17 protein-coding genes are annotated in these 19,219 nt (G+C 36.7%); 6 read left to right on the top strand and 11 right to left on the bottom strand.

Annotation, left to right across the window (positions count from 1 at the left end):
• Positions 1-13 precede the first annotated feature (13 nt).
• On the bottom strand, positions 14-1,060 hold the full coding sequence (locus AN34_RS20705) for a DNA topoisomerase IB (RefSeq protein WP_029288877.1): 1,047 nt from the start codon (positions 1,058-1,060) through the stop codon (positions 14-16).
• 89 nt (positions 1,061-1,149) lie between these two features.
• Here AN34_RS20705 and fmt point away from each other — a divergent pair, with 89 nt between their 5' ends.
• Positions 1,150-2,058, top strand: coding sequence for a methionyl-tRNA formyltransferase (fmt, locus tag AN34_RS20710; RefSeq protein ID WP_029288879.1), 909 nt, complete (start codon positions 1,150-1,152; stop codon positions 2,056-2,058).
• A gap of 14 nt (positions 2,059-2,072) precedes the next feature.
• Here fmt and AN34_RS20715 read toward each other — a convergent pair whose 3' ends face one another.
• The 4 genes from AN34_RS20715 to AN34_RS20730 all read right to left on the bottom strand — a co-directional run bounded on the left by AN34_RS20715 (position 2,073) and on the right by AN34_RS20730 (position 6,280).
• Positions 2,073-2,594 carry a hypothetical protein gene (locus tag AN34_RS20715; RefSeq protein ID WP_029288881.1) on the bottom strand — a complete coding sequence of 174 codons (522 nt, stop codon included), beginning with the start codon at positions 2,592-2,594 and terminating at the stop codon, positions 2,073-2,075.
• A gap of 5 nt (positions 2,595-2,599) precedes the next feature.
• Positions 2,600-4,096, bottom strand: a complete 1,497-nt coding sequence (locus AN34_RS20720) for a hypothetical protein (protein ID WP_029288883.1) — start codon at positions 4,094-4,096, stop codon at positions 2,600-2,602.
• Between the two features lie 312 nt (positions 4,097-4,408).
• Positions 4,409-5,248 (bottom strand): aminotransferase class IV, encoded by an 840-nt coding sequence (locus tag AN34_RS20725; protein WP_029288885.1) that lies wholly within the window; start codon positions 5,246-5,248, stop codon positions 4,409-4,411.
• 3 nt (positions 5,249-5,251) lie between these two features.
• A complete protein-coding gene (locus AN34_RS20730) occupies positions 5,252-6,280 on the bottom strand; it encodes an RluA family pseudouridine synthase (RefSeq protein WP_029288887.1) in 1,029 nt (342 codons plus the stop codon).
• Between the two features lie 101 nt (positions 6,281-6,381).
• On the opposite strand from AN34_RS20730, the gene AN34_RS20735 reads away from it, so the two are divergent.
• Positions 6,382-7,407 carry a DUF6588 family protein gene (locus AN34_RS20735; protein ID WP_029288889.1) on the top strand — a complete coding sequence of 342 codons (1,026 nt, stop codon included), beginning with the start codon at positions 6,382-6,384 and terminating at the stop codon, positions 7,405-7,407.
• A gap of 64 nt (positions 7,408-7,471) precedes the next feature.
• On the top strand, positions 7,472-8,350 hold the full coding sequence (locus tag AN34_RS20740) for a 1-aminocyclopropane-1-carboxylate deaminase/D-cysteine desulfhydrase (RefSeq protein ID WP_036677769.1): 879 nt from the start codon (positions 7,472-7,474) through the stop codon (positions 8,348-8,350).
• Between the two features lie 38 nt (positions 8,351-8,388).
• Here the strand turns inward: AN34_RS20740 and AN34_RS20745 are convergent, their stop codons facing one another.
• A complete protein-coding gene (locus tag AN34_RS20745) occupies positions 8,389-9,900 on the bottom strand; it encodes a glycoside hydrolase family 32 protein (protein ID WP_029288893.1) in 1,512 nt (503 codons plus the stop codon).
• A 559-nt stretch (positions 9,901-10,459) separates the two neighbouring features.
• Positions 10,460-10,942 (bottom strand): hypothetical protein, encoded by a 483-nt coding sequence (locus AN34_RS20750; protein ID WP_051666772.1) that lies wholly within the window; start codon positions 10,940-10,942, stop codon positions 10,460-10,462.
• Positions 10,943-11,644: 702 nt separating this feature from the next.
• On the opposite strand from AN34_RS20750, the gene lat reads away from it, so the two are divergent.
• Together lat and AN34_RS20760 are read left to right on the top strand one after the other, a co-directional pair.
• Positions 11,645-12,976 carry an L-lysine 6-transaminase gene (lat, locus tag AN34_RS20755; RefSeq protein ID WP_029288897.1) on the top strand — a complete coding sequence of 444 codons (1,332 nt, stop codon included), beginning with the start codon at positions 11,645-11,647 and terminating at the stop codon, positions 12,974-12,976.
• 2 nt (positions 12,977-12,978) lie between these two features.
• Complete coding sequence (locus tag AN34_RS20760) at positions 12,979-13,380, top strand: hypothetical protein (protein ID WP_029288899.1); 402 nt, start codon at positions 12,979-12,981, stop codon at positions 13,378-13,380.
• A gap of 76 nt (positions 13,381-13,456) precedes the next feature.
• Here AN34_RS20760 and AN34_RS20765 read toward each other — a convergent pair whose 3' ends face one another.
• From AN34_RS20765 to AN34_RS20780, 4 genes are all read right to left on the bottom strand, one after another.
• Entirely contained in the window at positions 13,457-14,818 is a 1,362-nt protein-coding gene (locus AN34_RS20765; RefSeq protein ID WP_029288901.1) for an acyl-CoA dehydrogenase family protein, read from the bottom strand.
• A 193-nt stretch (positions 14,819-15,011) separates the two neighbouring features.
• Positions 15,012-15,728 carry a bacillithiol biosynthesis deacetylase BshB1 gene (gene bshB1, locus AN34_RS20770; protein ID WP_029288903.1) on the bottom strand — a complete coding sequence of 239 codons (717 nt, stop codon included), beginning with the start codon at positions 15,726-15,728 and terminating at the stop codon, positions 15,012-15,014.
• A 5-nt stretch (positions 15,729-15,733) separates the two neighbouring features.
• Positions 15,734-16,246, bottom strand: coding sequence for a glutathione peroxidase (locus AN34_RS20775; protein ID WP_029288905.1), 513 nt, complete (start codon positions 16,244-16,246; stop codon positions 15,734-15,736).
• A gap of 5 nt (positions 16,247-16,251) precedes the next feature.
• The gene (locus AN34_RS20780) at positions 16,252-16,866 is read right to left on the bottom strand and encodes a DUF4294 domain-containing protein (protein ID WP_029288907.1); all 615 of its coding nucleotides are present in this window, start codon (positions 16,864-16,866) and stop codon (positions 16,252-16,254) included.
• A gap of 110 nt (positions 16,867-16,976) precedes the next feature.
• On the opposite strand from AN34_RS20780, the gene AN34_RS20785 reads away from it, so the two are divergent.
• The gene (locus AN34_RS20785; RefSeq protein ID WP_029288909.1) at positions 16,977-19,184 is read left to right on the top strand and encodes a bifunctional (p)ppGpp synthetase/guanosine-3',5'-bis(diphosphate) 3'-pyrophosphohydrolase; all 2,208 of its coding nucleotides are present in this window, start codon (positions 16,977-16,979) and stop codon (positions 19,182-19,184) included.
• Positions 19,185-19,219: the final 35 nt, after the last annotated feature.

A 19,219-nucleotide genomic window follows, 5' to 3' on the forward strand; every position in this document is an offset into this window, starting at 1 on the left:
TGACGAGATTAATTTATCTACTTCCAGTCGATTTCAAGAAGGAAAGCAACACTTTTTCATCATGTTCAAGTCCTAATTTACCAACTGTTTTATTGTTATTCATTTTTTTCATGTATTTCACCAACTCATTATTTTCATAAGCAGTAATCAGTAATGGATATACATACGAACTCTTACAAACAGCTCTGGTATTGCCCAATTTTTTGGCCACACAATCTAAAACATTAATCACTGTTTTTTTGGTATTTAATTCTACATCAACATCCACTGAGCATTTTGCAAACTGGCGCAGGGCTTCCAAAGTGCCACCCCAAGTCCTGAAGTCTTTTGCTGTAAAATCATTCTGAGTGATTTCTTTAATATAGTTATTGATTTTACCAGAATCTATACCCCGGTGCTCTTTACCGTCTGTGTAATATTGAAAAAGGTCTTGCCCGGGTATATCACGGCATTTCTTAACCAACTTCGCCAGGCTTCTATCATTTAAGACAAGAGTTTGCCTCACGCCTTTTTTACCGATGAAATCTATATTAATTTTGCTGCCTTCAATTTTAACGTGCTTATCTCTTAAAGTACTTAAGCCAAATGAGCCATACAATTGCTTGTAATTTTCATTGCCCACTCTAATTAAAGACTTTTGCAAAACATCTACAGAAATGGCAAGCACTTTTCGCTCATCCAGTTCCTTACGCTTAAGATCTTTGACAATCTGTTTCCGAGCTTCGGGCAATACTTTCCCAAATTCATAAAGTCTGAAATATTTATCTTCTGATCGCCGGCTTGTCCACTTGGTATGGTAACGATATTGTTTTCTACCTGCAGCATCTGTTCCGGTCACCTGCAGATAGGCATTAGGTTTATTGGCAATCCATACATTTTGCCAGGCCGGAGGAATAACCAATGCTTTAATGCGGTCGAGGTGCCTTTCTTCAGTAATTTTATTTCCCTTTTTATCTTCGTAGTAAAATTTACCGGGTTTGCCTTTTCGGTAAATGCCAGGCATGGCATCGGTTACATAAACTAATCCGCTCGCTTTTACAACATCTTCGCCTTGTACCATTTTTACTTATCAGGATGAATTAATTTTTTAGTTATTTTGTAAAACTTAAAGTGACTGATCACATTATTTTAGAACACAACACACACGGTATGAAAATAGTTTTTATGGGTACACCCGATTTTGCAGTTGCTTCTCTTGACGCCTTGGTTCAGGCTAAATTCGACATTGTTGCAGTGGTAACGGCTCCGGATAAACCTGCCGGACGTGGGCAGAAAATTAACGAAAGTGCCGTAAAAAAATATGCTGTAGAAAAATCAATCCCGGTACTGCAACCAGAAAAACTTAAAAATCCCGAATTTTTAGCTGAGTTAAAATCTTTTCAGGCTGACCTACAAGTGGTGGTTGCCTTTAGAATGCTTCCAGAAGTGGTTTGGAATATGCCAACAAAAGGAACCATCAACCTTCATGGCTCTTTACTACCACAGTACAGAGGAGCAGCACCGATTAATCACGCCATCATCAATGGCGAAAAGGAAAGTGGGGTAACAACCTTCTTTTTAACTCACGAAATAGACACTGGAGATATTATTTTAAGTGATCATACCCCCATTGGTGACGATGAAACTGCCGGAGAATTGCATGATAAATTAATGGTAATTGGGGCCAATTTATTGGTAAAAACAGTTACTGCTATAGCAAACGGAGATTTTATAGAGCAACCACAGCCACAAAGCGATGAATTAAAACATGCACCGAAAATATTTAAAGAAGATTGTAAGATCGACTGGAATAATTCCTCAGCAAAGATCCACAATCTGATCAGAGGATTGAGTCCTTATCCAACTGCTTTCACCCTATTAAATGATAAAACATTGAAAATTTTTAAAGCAGAGCCTGAAGATAAGGTGCCAGGAATTGCTGCAGGTGGGTTTTTAACTGATGGCAAAACTTATTTAAAATTCGCCACGAAAGATGGTTTTATTAAGTTGCTGGACATTCAGTTTGAAGGTAAGAAACGTATGCTGATTGAGGACTTTTTAAGGGGAATGAGGTTGTAGAATAACATGTTGGATTAAGCAATCCATCTATATAATGTCGTATAGGGAAACCATTTTTGTGCTACCCTCTTATATAAAACAAATCTTCCCTGGCCACATTTCGAACCGCAAGTATAACCATTATAAAAAAGGCAAAATCTTTTCCCTCTAAGAAAAATTGGCTTACTAAAAGTCACGATTTTATTATGTCCTAGATTTTTGTTAATAGAATCAGGATCAACGGCGATGCCTTTTATTTTTTTAAATAGCTTTGAAGACCACTCATATTTTTGCATCTGATTTAACTCTTGTTTTATCTGAGATCTTTCTGACCCAGTAAGACTAAATTTTTTATCATCATCTTCAAAAATACCTCTTAAAGTATCCTTTGAGACAATCTTCTCTAATTGCGAAAGTGTGAATTTATCAATGATTTGAAAATAAACAATTGTGTCATTACCTTTATAAAAATCATTTATAAATTGTTCAGAATCTTTGTTTTGTCCTTTAACCTTAAAAAAACATAAGATTAAGAGTAATATAAATGTTGCTTTCATAGTCTTTAATTACAATAATCACCTTTTTTAAGTGATCCTCTATTTGAGTAGTTCTTATTAATATCTATAATTTGTTGTTTATCTGATTCAGTTAAAACGTCCCATAAACTGGTTTCTTGTAAACCTCCCCAAGCAAGACCCCAAGCATCGTATGAGGATATTTCAGGAAATTTAGATGTTAAAGCACTGCTAATAACTGTTACATAATTTGTAGCCATATATTCATGTTGATTTGGTATATTAATAAATGTTTGTCCATTTGAGTTTGGCTGAAATAATGAATTTAAATAAGCATGTAAGACTTCATGATAGATAGTTGCTATAGTGTATTCTTTAGAATAACTTGGCAACGTATTTGAATTTAAATAAATATTAATATCATATTGACTTCCATTTGTAATACCATCGTCCTGACTTGCTAAAGTAGATGATTGATAAAATGTCAAGTTCTTTTGGGACGATGTACCAAATGTAGAATTCATATAACCTGTTATTTGATTATTAATCCCATTAGAAATTGCGAGTGATAATGATGCTTTCAAACAAGGGTTTTTTACACTATCAATGATTTCTTTATTTGAATTATCCCCTCCGCTCCCACTTCCACCACCTTCCTGCCCTCCGGTATTTCCCGATCCTCCATTATAACCTCCATCATTTCCACTACTTTGGCATTCACTTCCTACATATTCTCCACTAATCATCCATTTACAATACATGTCATTTCCTACCATCAATTTTTGACGCTTTGATTCTTCAACTCCTGTTTTATTTAAAAAAGACCTTGTCGCATTAAATGAAACACAAGCCTGTTCTGAAGTAGTTACGAATTCAAAACAGTTACTATTAATATCGTATAGCATTAATCTCGTACCACTTGCTATACGGTCACTAGCTATTTTGGCTTGGTTATGAAGTTTTAAATTTAGAAGTTCATTAGGTTTTAAACTTGCTTTACCAAAACTTTTTAAAATATTCCCATGCTCGATTTCATAACCATTTGCCAAGGCACCCTTACTATTATAAAATATGATACGACCACTAAATTGATTAAAATCTTTATAATGCACATTTGTTAAATCTTGTTTTTCTTTGCCAATAATAACCATAAAAGCCGCAGCAGAAATTGTCTTTGTATCAATAGGGCTAAAAAACAGTAGTCTAACTTCAGTATTGGCTAATGCTATTTCTTTTTCAGCATCAGTAGATGTTCCGTTATCAAAAACCAGTTTATTAGGGCTATCAAAATTAAATTCGGTTACCTGTTGTCCATCTTTAAAAGCCGCGAAAGATTTTGTAAAATCAGGATTTTTATGCTCAAAGATCTTACTTTCCGTATTAAAGGCATTAGCGTTTGTGATGTACCACTTTTTAATTTCTTCTACACTTAAAACTGAATGATTGTCTTTATCCTTTTTACAGGAATAAATAAAAATTGTTGTGCTAAATAATAAAATTAAAACCAGTGTATACTGCTTTAACAGAGAACATGTAGTATTCATAAAATAGTTGTAGAATTTGATTAGTATAGTAGAGGTAAATGAAGATAGAAAAAAAAATTAAAATACAACCTAATACTACATTAAAAAAAATAAAATAATTATAGCTACGACATAGAACATCGAAAAAATTTGTATTTTAAATCACAACACACTACCACAAGGAAGAAAAAAAATAAAAAATGACTACCATAGATTATTGTGGATCAATACTTCCTTAAAATAATGGTAGTGAAAATAATTAGATACTTTAAGGCCTATGAAATTTAATGGTTAAAAAAGTAGATAATTCATTAATTTAGAAATGAACCTTAATTACAAAGCATTCAGCTTCTCATTCAAAAATTTAGAAAACTCATTAAAATACCTTTTTCTGCCGTAGCCCATAATCCATTGAATACCTTGCGTAGCATTGGTGATAAAAACTTCTTCGGCTTCTTTTAAAATTTCAGGGCTAATCTGTGCTTCAATTAATGCAATATCATTCATTTTGCAAATCTGCATCACCGTGGTACGCATTACACCACTAATACAACCTTCAGTTAATGCAGGCGTATAGATTTGCTTATCATACACAACAAAAATGTTCGAACTGATGCTTTCACATAAAAAGCCACTTTGATTTAGAATAATTGCTTCATCTAATCGGTTCTGCGTCTTAAATAGACCAGCCATTACATATAGCAAAGCATTTGAGGTTTTGAAATTCGAAAGCTTATTGATGGATTTAGTCATTTCATCAAAAACATCAATGATTAATCCTTTTGTATTTAATTCATAGTCGGTAGCCTTTAATGGAATCCCCTCTAAAACATAGCCAGACTTATTACTTTCTGGTGTGTAAACTCCTGCACCCTGACGATAAACGGAAAGCCTGAAACGTACATTTCCATTCCATCTGTTTTTTTTAACCAGGTCTGCAGTTTTCTGCCGAAGAAAATAATCATCCATTAAAACATGACCATCAATTTTCAGTGCTTTCATCCCTGCAGCAAGCCTGTCGGCATGTAAATCTGCAAACTGCAGCTTATGATTGATCATCCGCATGCTTTCAAAAAGCCCATCACCAAATTTAAAACCTCTATTGGAAGTAGTTAAAACAGGAACATCAACGGGATGAAATTCATCATTAAATAAAAGGTACTCTTGAGACATATTTTATGATGCGACGATGTAATTTTCCCATTTTGTTAAAGCAGCTTTAAAATCAGCCGGTAATGGCGATTCAAAATGCATATATTCTTTTGTTGTTGGATGAATAAAACCCAAACTTTGTGCATGTAGCGCCTGCCTTGGTAATAATTCAAAGCAATTATCTACAAATTGTTTATACTTATTAAACGTGGTTCCTTTTAAAATCTTATCGCCACCATACATGGCATCGTTAAAGAGCGGATGACCAATGTGTTGCATATGTGCACGAATCTGGTGCGTACGGCCAGTTTCCAGCTCACAGCTAATTAAGGTAACATATCCCAGACGTTTTAAAACCTTGTAATGTGTAACAGACCATTTTCCTTTTTCTTCCTCTTCATAAATATCCATCACCCTCCTATCTTTCACACTTCTGCCGATATAGCCGGTTACGGTTCCATCGTTTTCAATATCACCCCAAGCCAGTGCAATGTATTTTCTGGTGATGCTGTGGTCAAAAAACTGTCTGGCCAGGTGTGTAATTGATTTTTCATTCTTACTGATCAACAGCAAACCTGAAGTATCTTTATCAATTCTATGCACCAAACCTGGTCGACCATCATTTCCAGGCAGTTGTGGTAGTTGTTCAAAATGGAAAGCCAAAGCATTAACCAAGGTTCCGGTATAATTATTAAAGCCAGGATGTACCACCATTCCAGCTTGTTTATTGACCACCAATAAATCACTGTCTTCATAAATAATATCCAAAGGAATATTTTCAGGATAAACTTCGGTATCGCGGGGCGGATGTGGCAAAACGATCGAAATCTCATCATAAGGCTTAACCTTATAACTTGGTTTGATCTGCTTTTGATTGACCAGAACATTACCGGCATCAATGGCATTCTGAATGCGGTTTCTAGAAGCATTTTCAACACGAACCATTAAAAATTTATCGATGCGTAATAAAGATTGTCCTTTATCAACAACAATTTTTAAGTGTTCATATAATTCCTGCTCTTCTGATTCCTGCAATTCTACCACATTTTCCATTTTACAAAAATAAACTTTTACCCCTAAGATTATCGAAATGATTTTATAATTAAAAAAACTGGGCTATCTTAGTGATACAAACCGTTCTAAACCATTCTACCATGAAAAATCCCTACGTAAAAGCCCTTCTGGCTTTCTTGCTATTTGCTTTCGCACCCCGGGCAAATGCGCAAAAAGATGTTGGAAACCTATTTGTTTCCGGTCCGGCAGATGCAACCAAACTGATTAACGCTTACTTTGACCCTTTGTATAAAGGTTTAGGTCAGGGCCTGAATGATGGCTGGAGCAACACTGCCAAATCAAAAGGTTTTTTAAAATTTGAAGTCAGGGTTTCCGCATCCGCAGCATTTGTACCACAATCAGACCGATCTTACGATGTAAACACCTTAGGTTTAAATAATATTAAACCCGCAGCAGGTGCATCATCAATCGGCCCAACTGCTTTCGGTCAAGATCAGGATGGTGGCCGAATGGAAGTTTACACCAGTGATGGCATTCCAACCGGAAAGTTCTTTAACCTGCCACAAGGCGTTGGTTTTCATGTTGTACCTTCACCACAAATTCAGGCCACTTTAGGTCTGCCCAAAAATATTGATATCTCCTTAAGGGCAATGCCGAAAATTAAACTGGGTAGCGATTTAGGAAGCATTTCTATGATTGGTGTGGGTGCGAAGATTGAATTATTACCCTTAATTTTAGGAAAAACCGAAAAATTAATTCCCATAGATATCGCACTAGCCGGAGGATTTACCCAATACAAATATAACCTCGACTTAAATATTAATAACGACGCAAATTCCGATCAGCGCATAGATGCCAGATTTAATGGAGTTAATGTAGATGCCATCGTTTCAAAGAAAATTATGTTTTTTACGCCCTTTGCAAGTGTCGGATACCAAACTTCTAAAACAAATTTGAAAGCATTGGGTACATATCGTTTTGAAACCAGTCCTGTAACCACAGCAACCTATGTAGATCCGGTTTCGGTTAACCGAACAGACATCGATGGCATTCGAGCCAGTTTAGGTTTTCAATTGAAATTTGGGTTTTTTAAACTTTATGGTTCTTATACACAAGCTAAATACAGCATGGTTAATGCTGGTGTAGGGTTTGGCATCGGACAATAAAAGACGCACTAAACATTTAAATTAAAAAACACCTGAAATCATCAGGTGTTTTTTAATTTTACACGTGTTCGAAAAAATATATAGTCCGGTTCAAAAAATTGATTTTCATCCGTTCAGCAATTTATTTGTTAAAAGAGATGACCTGATTGATCCCTATATTTCGGGAAATAAGTGGCGTAAACTCAAATACATTTTACAAAAAGCAAAAGCAGAACGAAAAAATCACCTAGTTACTTTTGGTGGTGCTTACTCTAATCACCTGGTGGCCACAGCAGCCGCAGCTGCACGTTCTGGTTCACAGGCTACGGCTTTTGTGAGAGGTGAAGAAGTAAAAAATGAAATGCTTTTAATCTGTTCTCTCTATGGAATGAACCTCATTTTCGTAGATAGGGAATCTTATAAAAACAAAGTTGATTTATATAAACAATATTTTGATTCGGATGACAGCACTTACTTTATTGATGAGGGTGGCGCATCAGTAGAAGCGGTTCAAGGTTGTAGTGAAATCATTTCAGAACTCACCAAAACTTACGATCATATTTTTGTGGCTGCTGGCACAGGCACCACAGCCGCAGGTTTATTGAAGGGCATTCAGGATGCTGGTTTAAACACTAAACTCCATGTTGTTCCGGTTTTAAAGGGTGGCAGTTTTATTGCCGATGAAATCGCCAGGTACACCGAAATTTCAAACCATTTAATTTTGCATACCGATTATCATTTTGGTGGCTACGCGAAAACTACACCAGCACTTTTGGCCTTTATCAAAAAATTCACAAAGGAAACAGGGGTGCTGATTGACCCGGTTTATACGTCGAAAATGTTTTATGCCATTCTAGATTTACATCAGCAAAATCAAATCCGACCAACAGATAAAATCCTGGCTATTCATACCGGTGGATTATTGGGTTTGTTGGGAATGAAGGATAAATTTTACTTCCCATAGTGCACTAATGATGTGAGTTCTATCTGCTTTTCGGTAGGTTAATGACCATTCTTATCAATACTCCAGAGGGAAACACCGATGGATTTATTTTTAGGTTTCTTCTGAATTTTAAGGGTTTCTAGTGGTGTTTCAGGGAAGAAAATATCCGTCATAACGGTCAATCCATCATCTGCAAAAAGCTCTACAGAAGCCTCATCCAAAATTAAGCTTAGTTTTAACTGTTCAGCCTTAGCAATTCTTGGAGCCACGTGTTTTGCTGCAAAACCTTTCTCAAAACCTGTTTCGCCTGATTGTCTTCGATCGATGAAATAATTGTTTTTCTTTTCATCATAGCCTATTATCAGTTTTTGCCCTTTACTATTGGACAGGATAATGTTTAAGTCTCCCTTATTTTCAATCGAAACATTAAGCTTAACTTTTCCTTTTAACGGTTTAAAGTTTACCGATAAATCCAATTCATTACTAGCGGATAAAAATTTCTTGCTGTAAACAAGTTTAAGTAATGGATTAAATTCTTTTACGGGTAAAGACTGTAGAAACAGATCACCATTCTTGTCTGTAAGCGTTAATTCTCTCGGAATGGTTGTGGCGCCACGCCAGGCTTTGGTTGGCACTTGATTAGCATACTGCCAGTTATTCATCCAGCCAAGAAAAATTTTCCTGCTGCCGGTATTAGACCAGGTTACACCTGCATAATTATCTGTTCCATAATCAATCCATTTTACCGCTTTTGATTTCGGCACAAAATTCTTTCCATCAAAATTGCCAATAAAATACTGAGTTGCTGAGCCTTTATTTGGTCCGCCAGGATTAATACTCACCAGAAGTACCCAAAAAGTTTTTCCATTACTTTTAAGAGGGAACAAATCCGGACATTCCCATACCCCACCATGAGCACCCAAATTTGCACCAAATTCACTCTCCCGCTTCCAATCTTTTAAGTTTAGTGAAGAATAAAAAGTAATTCTGTCTTTTGTAGCCAATGTCATCACCCATTTTTTCCCAGCCTCATACCACATCACCTTTGGGTCTCTAAAATCGGTTATTCCCGGGTTAGGCAAGACCGGATTGCCTTTGTACTTTTGCCATGTTGCCCCTTCATCATTACTATAAGCCAGGCTTTGGTATTGATGGCGACCAGTTTTAGCATCTTCCATTTTTTGGTTATGATGCGTAAATATGGCTACCATAGCATTTTTGCCAAAGCCTGCGGTATTATCCTTATCAATTACCGCACTGCCAGAAAAAATAGCGCCCAAACTATCCGGATAAAGTGCTATTGCCTTTTCTTCCCAATGAAAAAGATCACGGGTAGTGGCATGGCCCCAATGCATTGGTCCCCAGGTTGTTCCTCCTGGATAATATTGGTAAAAAAGATGGTATACGCCATTATAATAAACCATCCCATTGGGATCATTCATCCAGTGTGCCTGTGGTGAATAATGAAATGCAGGTCTATACTTTTCTTCGGTGATTGATTGTGCTTGCGATTTCGTTGCACATAATCCAAGGAAGAGCGCCAATATTGGTTTTAAAAATTTAAATTTCATGAGTAGTAATTTTTAATAATAGAATACCAGCATTAAGCAGGCAGCATGAATTTCTATATTATTTACATTATATTAAAATGTTATCGGTCTTTTTATCTCCACTGTTATTGTGCTATAGCGTTTCCAAAATCAATTTATTAATAAATATTGAAACGATAAAGTTATGATTAAAACAACACAGAAAAGCATTAGTCTTTTTAATTAAAAAGGTCATAACTAAAATCTACGACCAAATATTTTATGTAAACAGGCGTTTTACGATTTCAGTCAGCGGCCAATGATAGCAAATCTAATTTCTGCATTCAACAACCTACCTTTTACATTCTCTGAGGCTATTTATGCTAGCCCTAAAATACCTTTTTATATCTTTAAACTTATTTTTTCTAATTGCAAGAGAATTTTTTATACCTGTAAATATCTTATTTCTAGCTCGATGTGACCTTTTTCTATCTTTGGGGTATTCGTTTCTATTTGGAGAACCCTTTTTGTACCTCCGAACACCAAATTGGTCTTCAGAGGTACTTTTAAATAGCAAAAATGAGCTTTTTTAAAAAATGAATTATTGTTCTGATGCTATAATACTTTTACCACGCCCCGGGAAACGTTGTTTCAAATCATCATACATCACCTGTGTACCAGGGATGTCAGAACGGCTAGCACCCTTTATAGAATGATAAATCACCAAAGCAGCTTCATAAGCTTCGCTCCCCGCAACCATACCGGTATCTTCTACGGCTCTTAGCAGAATGCTTAGCTGCTGGTAAATACCATAGATATCGGCAGCAAGTTTATTGTTTTTCCTGGCTTCGCCTAAATCGACATAGTTAGGAACCAAAGTTGGGTTTTGCAAGGCATAATCGAGGGTTTTATTTACAAAGGCAAGCGTCTTATCACCCATCTTAAGTGTCGATTGGCGCTCTTCAGCAGTTAGATTGATCACTAACATCGGAGCTAAAACCGTTTTTAACTGTTGAAATGCTTCCGCAATGGCTGCAGACTGTTCTGTGGTGATTTCGATCGAAATCTTGTTGCTTAAACTCATGGTAAAGTGTTTTTAGTTAAATATTAAGGTTAATTGGTAATCCTGTTAATTTTTTATTCAAAAAATGCGGGATGAATTAACCATTTACCATGGGATTGCTGGTGGGATAATGGTTTTAATTGCGGGACTTTATTCTGATTTAAATATAGGAAATTGACATTAAATAAAATTGTGTTTTTAAATATTTGGGTAAGCTTGAGTATCGACTGTAAATAGCTTTATTACTTATCAGGGATTTCGTTTACTAATATTTTTAAAAAAAGACCTCTAGAACTACGCGCTCATTAATAAAAAATCAGTATGAATTGTTATAATAATATTTCACACGCGGCACGCGTGCGCTAGCAATCAATTCATAAATAATTTAATCACATCCTGAATGCCTCGTGATCTATTATTTTATATTTTCACATGCGGCATGAACGCGCTGGTGAGAGGATGTACATATAGATTATTATATTAGCTCTACGATACCTGAATACATTACTTGTACAAATCAGTAATACTTATCGTTTCATCAATCATTTACTTGGTTGCTTAGTCAAAAAAGTTTTCCACATCGATAAAGTCTAAAACCCGATTTTGTCTATAATCATACTTTAAACAGTTTAAACCTATTTTTTGGCTAATTCTTGTAAAAAGTGCTTAAATTTTGATTCCAGGCACATTTTACTAAATTTGAATTATACCAAAACCAAGTTTATGTACGAGTTAACCATACCTGCCGACCAAGTTAAAGAATCATTAAGCAAGCACATTTTAGCCGATGGCTTCGACCTGACCTATGATATGGAAAAAAGTCATGGTGCTTATATTTATGATGCTAAATACAACCGGACACTCCTCGATTTCTTTACCTGTTTTGCATCTGTGCCGTTGGGATACAATCACCCTAAAATGGTAAACGATGAAAACTTCAAGAAAAATTTATTGCTGGCTGCGATGGCAAACCCATCTAATTCTGATGTTTATACCCAGCAATATGCACAATTCTTAGAAACCTTCTCCAAAATTGGGATTCCAGATTATTTACCACATGCTTTCTTTATTGCAGGCGGCGGATTGGCTGTCGAAAATGCCATCAAAGTGGCCATGGACTGGAAAGTTCAGAAGAACTTTGCCAAAGGATATACGGAAGAAAAAGGATTTAAAGTATTACATTTCGAGAAGGCATTCCACGGCAGAACGGGCTACACCTTAAGCCTCACCAATACCTTACCTGATAAAACAAAATGGTTTGCCAAATTTGATTGGCCAAGGGTATCCGTACCAGAAGTGAAATTTCCACTAGCTGATGAAAATTTAAATCATGCGATCCAAACCGAAGAAATATCTATAGCCCAGATTAAGAAGGCTTTTGCAGAAAATAAAGATGAGATCTGTGCTATTATTATTGAACCTATTCAATCTGAAGGTGGCGATAATCACCTTCGTGAAGAGTTTCTGATTCAATTGAAAACTTTGGCTGATGAAAATGATGCATTCCTGATTTACGATGAAGTACAAACTGGTGTAGGTTTAACAGGTAAATTCTGGTGTCACCAGAACTTTAGTGAAAAAGCACGACCAGACATTATAGCCTTCGGAAAAAAAATGCAGGTTTGCGGAATATTAGTTGGGAACAAGGTTGATGAAGTGGAAAAAAATGTATTCAAAGTTCCGAGTAGAATCAATTCTACTTGGGGTGGTAACCTGGTTGATATGGTGCGTTCATCTCAAATTCTACAAATCATAGCAGATGATCGGCTTTGCGAAAACGCAGAAAAAGTGGGTTCGTATCTAAAAGACAACCTGACTAATCTTGCTCAGCAATATGATAAAATGACCAATGTTCGCGGACGCGGTTTGCTCTGCTCATTTGACTTTCCAAATAAAGAAATGCGCAATACTTTTATCAGTAAAGGATTGGAGCACAATGTGATGTTTTTAGGTTGTGGTGAAAAGACCATTCGTTTCAGACCAGCACTTTGTATCGAACAAAAACATATTGACGAAGGCTTGACGGTTATGGAAAAAATATTGCCTTTATTGTAAGCATGCGCAGAAAATCCCTTATTTACGTTATTACGGCAATCGTTCTTATTTTAGTTTTCTTTATGGTTAAAGATACCTTTAATCAACCTGGAACAGAAGATATGAAAGCAGGCTTTAAAGAAGTTACTAAATATAGAAATGCGAATAATACTGGTCCAGTACAACGTATTTATGTGGTAACCGTTAAAGATTCTGTTTGGAAAGAAATGGAAGATTATGGAAATTTAATGCCACATACCAAATATGGCAGTACAAAGGTTTATTTCTTTATGGCAAAAGCAAACGTACCTCAAACATTGGAACCCGGAGCTATAAACTTCGATCCTTCATTCAATAAAGATTGTATAGCCTTGTATGAAAAAAGTGCGATGAGTCAGGTGGCATTTAATAAATATCCTTTATAAAATTTCCCGCAGATCAAAAAGATAACCGCAGAAAAATTAGCGAAAATCATCTTGATCTGCGGGAGAAATTTCGAGATTAAACAAATGCTGAAAATCCGGTAATTGCTCTTCCAACAATTAAGGTATTAATTTCTTTAGTTCCTTCGTAAGAGTAAATGGCCTCGGCATCAGCCACAAAACGGGCCACATTATATTCGAGCAAAATCCCGTTTCCGCCCATCACCTCACGAGCTTTGCTTACCACATCACGGGTACGTAACGAACAAAAAACTTTAGCTAAGGATGCGTGCTCATCTTTCAATAAACCCTGATCCTGTAATTGAGAAAGCCTAAAACACAAAGTTTGCATGGCCGTAAGATTAGAAAGCATTTCTACTAAATGATTCTGAATTAATTGGAAAGAGGCAATAGGTTTTCCAAATTGTTTCCGGGTTCGGGTATATTCCAAAGCATTTTCGTAAGCACCAAGGGCGCAACCAACGGCCTGCCAGGCCACTCCTGCCCGCGTCATTTGCAAAACCTTTGCTGTATCTTTAAATGAATTGGCATTTTGCAAACGGTCTGCTTCTTCAACTTCGCAATTGCTTAAGGTGATGATTCCATTCTGAACAATGCGCAAGGCCATCTTGTCCTGCATTTTTTCTACAGCAAAACCGGGGTTATCTTTTTTTACGATAAAGCCTTTTACTTCACCATCACCTTCATCACGTGCCCAGATAATCAGTATATCAGCAAAAGTGGCGTTACCAATCCATTTTTTCTGACCATTCAGCACCCACTTATCACCAACTTTTTTACACGTTGTGGTTAAACCACCAGCAGCGGCAGATCCTACTTCAGGTTCTGTTAATCCAAAAGAGCCAATAATTTTAAACTGCTGCATTAAAGGCAGCCATTGCTGTTTTTGTGCTTCTGATCCGCAGAGATAGATGGAACCCATGGCAAGTCCACTTTGAACACCAAAAAAAGTAGATATTGATGTATCTATTCTGGCCATCTCCATCGCCAGTATACCTTCCATCAAGTTCGATTTTCCGGGACAGCCATAACCTTTATAGGTTAATCCGCAGATATTAAGTTCAGCAAGTTTCGGAATGATTTCAAACGGAAATTCAGCTTTGTTCCAATAGTGATTAACAATGGGCTTCACTTCTTTTTCTAAAAAGGCACGAACTTTTAATTGTAAAGCACGATCTTCATCTTTCAAAGCTTCGTCGCCCAGGTGGTAAAAATCACCTTCGATTGGTGGCAATTCTCTCTTTTTACCTGATCCGCCCATCATTTTCATCATGCCCTGAATTTGTTTATCATCCAGACTAGAAATCGTTTCAACCATTTTGGGAAGATCTACCTTTTTAGACAGTGCTTCTAACTTATCGAAATCTACATGTTTAAAAAGGTTATATGCGTTTTTGAGTGATGAGAATATATTCGCCATGATTATTCGTTTGGAGAGTAACAAATGAAGGGCGATTTTGTTGGATACCCGATTTTGTCATTCTGAGGAACGAAGAATCTACAGCCTATAGAAAAGCAAACCAAACAGACAGTACGAACCGGAAATTCGCATGGTGTTTACGTTAGTGATTACATGTTAAAGATTCTGCGCTGCGGTCTGAATGACAATTTCCCTATCTCAAATCAAACAGGTTATCTACCCCTAACAATTTTCTTGAAGTAAATCCCTCGCCAAAGGTTGCGCCAATACTTTTACCAAATTCTCTTGAACGGCCAATTAAGGTTTCAAAAAACTCCGGAGATGAAATATAAGTCTGCAAACCATCCACATCAGGGTTGTAAAACTGTGTTTTAAAGGCTTTGATCGATTCTATCTTTTTATCCATATGTTCCGAGATATCAACAATGATATCTGGTTTCAGATAACGATCCTGAATATATTGCAGCAATAATCTTGGTCGATGTGCATCCTGATTCACACCCTCAATTTTTGTTTCGATTTTAGGTAAGCCAGAAAGAAAAACTGAGTCGTAAACCAAATCACCGGCCCGGCCATGATCTGGGTGACGGTCTTCTAATGCATTGCTTAAAATAATTTCCGGTTGATATTTCCTGATCGCTTTAATCACTTCCAGGCGATGAAACTCATCATTTTGAAAAAAACCATCTCTTAGACGAAGATTCTCCCGGGCATGTAAACCCAATATTCTGGCAGAATCTGCAGCTTCTTCATCCCGGGTTTCAGCAGTTCCGCGGGTACCCAATTCACCACGGGTTAAATCCACAATGCCAACTTTTTTACCTAAAGCAATGTGTTTTAAAATTGTTCCTGAACAACAAAGTTCTGCATCATCAGGATGAACAGCTATCACTAAAATATCTAATTTCATGATTATTAATTGGCATTTTCGTTCAGCAACTGCTGAACTTTCTTTTTAATCTTGGAACTCAAGGGTTTGGTGAAGGGCAGATAAAAATCGACCAGTTCGCCTTTTTTGTTCAGAATATATTTATGAAAGTTCCATCTTGGTTTAGAACTTAATTTTAAATTTTGTTTTTTATCGCTTAAGAATTGATAAAGTGGATGTGCATGTTCACCACGAACCATGATCTTATCAAAAACAGGGAATTTTACACCATGGTTAATTTCGCAAAACGAAGCGAGATCATCTCCAGCCAAAGGCTCCTGCTTTCCAAAGTCATTTGTCGGAAAGCCTAAAATTTCAAAATCTGGATGGTTAATTTCATCTTTTAATTGCTGCAGTTCCTTTAACTGTGGAGTAAATCCACATTCAGATGCCGTATTTACAATTAAAACAACTTTATTCCGATAAGCGGAAAGGGGTTGTTCTTCCCCATTGATTTTCTTAACCTTGAAAGAATAGATATTCGGAATGCTTTCCTGCATTTGATTTATTGATAAAACCCTGAAGTCCTGATGATCGATTCAATATCACGATCTTCATTAGGGTTGTAAGTACTCTTTAAATTATGGCCAACCACACGGGCAACAATCTGATAAGAAAAAGCAGCAAAACCACCTTTGGTTTGCTTTACAATATCATAAGTAGTTCTTCCAACTTCCCGATCGATGAGCTTGGTTAAAATTTGGCCTTGTGTTATGGTCAGTTCTTTGATTTCACGGTTAAACATGTCTTTAATTTCCTGATCACATTGCTTAACCAGTTTCTTTTGGTCCTTTTTTTCGGGTGTGCGGGCAATATCTTCTTCCAGCTTCTGGTACCGGCGCTTGGCATACAAAGCGTAAGGCATTACCTTTAAAACATTGTAGCGCAACCTATTGTAAGCCATTTGTTCAGCCGGAGATTTCCAGATTCTATGTGCAAAAATGCTCACATCCTGAAGCTGCATCCAGGGAATCATTATTCCATTATCATTGGTAGAAGCCACCCTAATCGTATCTGCCTTACTCATTTTAGGAAAAACCGGAGCTGTAGCATCCTGGGCTTTTAGCTTGACACCAAAAATCATGACAATAAACAGAATGATTAGCCCTTTTAAATTCATAAATTTATACTTTAACAAAGTTAGGTGTTATTTCATATATTAGTCGTCTAACACAACTAATATAAGTTTTATTCATAAATAAGACGCAAATTTTTACGCAAAAAAAACAAATGAAAACAGAGTTAGTGATTGATTTAGAGGCGGAAAAGCAAGAGATATTAAAGCGATACAGGGCCTTACTTCGGGCCAGCAAGTCTACTTTGCAGAAAGGAGATAAAAAAGAAATCAGAAAGGCTTTCGATATGGCGCTTGAAAGCCATAAAGATATGCGCCGCAAATCTGGTGAACCATATATCTATCATCCAATAGCTGTTGCACAAATTGCTGCAGAAGAAATTGGCCTAGGTACAACCTCAATCGTTTGCGCTTTGCTGCATGATGTGGTGGAAGATACTGACATCACTCTTGAGGATATTGAACGGGAATTTGGAAAAAAAACCGCGAAAATTATTGATGGATTAACCAAAATATCAGGCGTATTTGATACCAATAGTTCGCTACAGGCAGAGAATTTTCGAAAAATGCTGCTTACGCTTGCTGATGATGTAAGGGTAATTCTGATTAAGCTGGCCGATCGCTTGCACAACATGCGCACAATGGATTTCATGCCCCGCCACAAGCAGCTGAAAATTGCATCAGAAACCATTTACTTATATGCCCCATTAGCACATCGTTTGGGCTTATATGCCATAAAATCAGAATTAGAAGATCTTTCCATGAAATATCTTGATCCTGATACTTATAAGTTTATTGCCAAGAAATTGAATGAGAAAAAAGCAGAACGTGCGCTTTTCATCAAAAAATTTGTAGAACCGATTGATGAAATTGTTCACGAACAGGGCTTGGTGGCTGATGTGTATGGCAGGCCGAAATCCATCCATTCTATATGGAACAAGATGAAAAAGAAAAATATCCCTTTTGAAGAGGTTTATGATCTTTTTGCCATCCGTATAATTTTAGACAGCGCCTATGAAAATGAGAAGGCAGATTGCTGGAAGGCCTACTCTGTCGTAACAGATTTATACCGTCCAAATCCTGACCGTTTGCGTGATTGGGTATCATCGCCAAAGGGAAATGGCTATGAAAGTTTGCATACCACTGTGATGGGCCCACGCGGACAATGGGTAGAAGTACAAATCCGGACGCAAAGAATGAACGAAATTGCCGAAAAAGGTTTTGCAGCGCATTGGAAATATAAAGAATCGAGCAATGATAACGGCCTTGACCAGTGGATCCAAAAAGTGAGGGAAATGCTGAGTAATCCAGAAGCGAATGCTTTAGATTTTCTGGATGATTTTAAAATGAATCTTTTCTCTGATGAGATTTTCATTTTCACGCCAAAAGGAGCTTTACTTCAACTTCCATTAGGTGCAACGGCTTTAGATTTTGCCTTTGAAATTCATACTGGCGTTGGTGCAACTTGTATTGGAGCCAAGGTGAATCATAAACTGGTTCCCATCTCTTACAAACTGCAAAATGGTGATCAGGTAGAAATTATCACCTCCAATAAACAAACCCCAAAGGAAGATTGGTTAAATATAGTAGTGACGGCAAAAGCCAAATCCAAAATCAAATCATCACTCAAAGAAGAAAAAAGAAAGATTGCCGATAATGGGAAGGAAATATTGGAGCGGAAGCTTAAATCGCTTAAAATCACTTACAATACCGATAATTTACAAAAACTAAGTTACTTCTTTAAATTACCATCCACTCAGGAGCTTTTTGTAAATGTTGCGCTGGGAAAAATTGAGCTAAGAGATATTAAAGAATATTTAAATAGCGAGAAGGAAGTAGAAACCCGCGGACCAGAACGCCCTGAAAATTTAACTGTAGATGGCGTAAAAAACAAAATAAAGGGTGGAGAATCTGATATACTGCTAATAGGTGAAGACATGCAACGTATTGATTATACGCTTGCGGCTTGTTGTAATCCTATTCCTGGCGATGATGTTTTTGGTTTCATTACGGTTAGTGACGGAATTAAAATTCACCGAACCAATTGCCCTAATGCAGCACAATTAATGGCTAATTATGGCTACCGGGTGGTGAAAGCAAAATGGAATAAACAGCAGGAATTAACTTTCTTAACTGGTTTACGAATCGTTGGTATTGATGATGTTGGTTTAATCAATAACATTACCAGGGTAATTTCAACTGACTTTAAAGTAAATATGCGTTCCATTACTGTTGATACGAATGAAGGCATATTTGATGGCTCAATCATGATCTTCGTTAATGACACCGAGCACCTGGAAAACTTAATTAAGAACCTGTTAAAAGTAAGAGGAGTTACAGGAGTAACGAGGTTTGATGCATAAAAGAGACAGAAAGTCTCTAATCCGAATCCAAAAGT

Origin of the sequence: Pedobacter sp. R20-19 (assembly GCF_000708265.2) — a bacterium.
GTDB lineage: Bacteria > Bacteroidota > Bacteroidia > Sphingobacteriales > Sphingobacteriaceae > Pedobacter.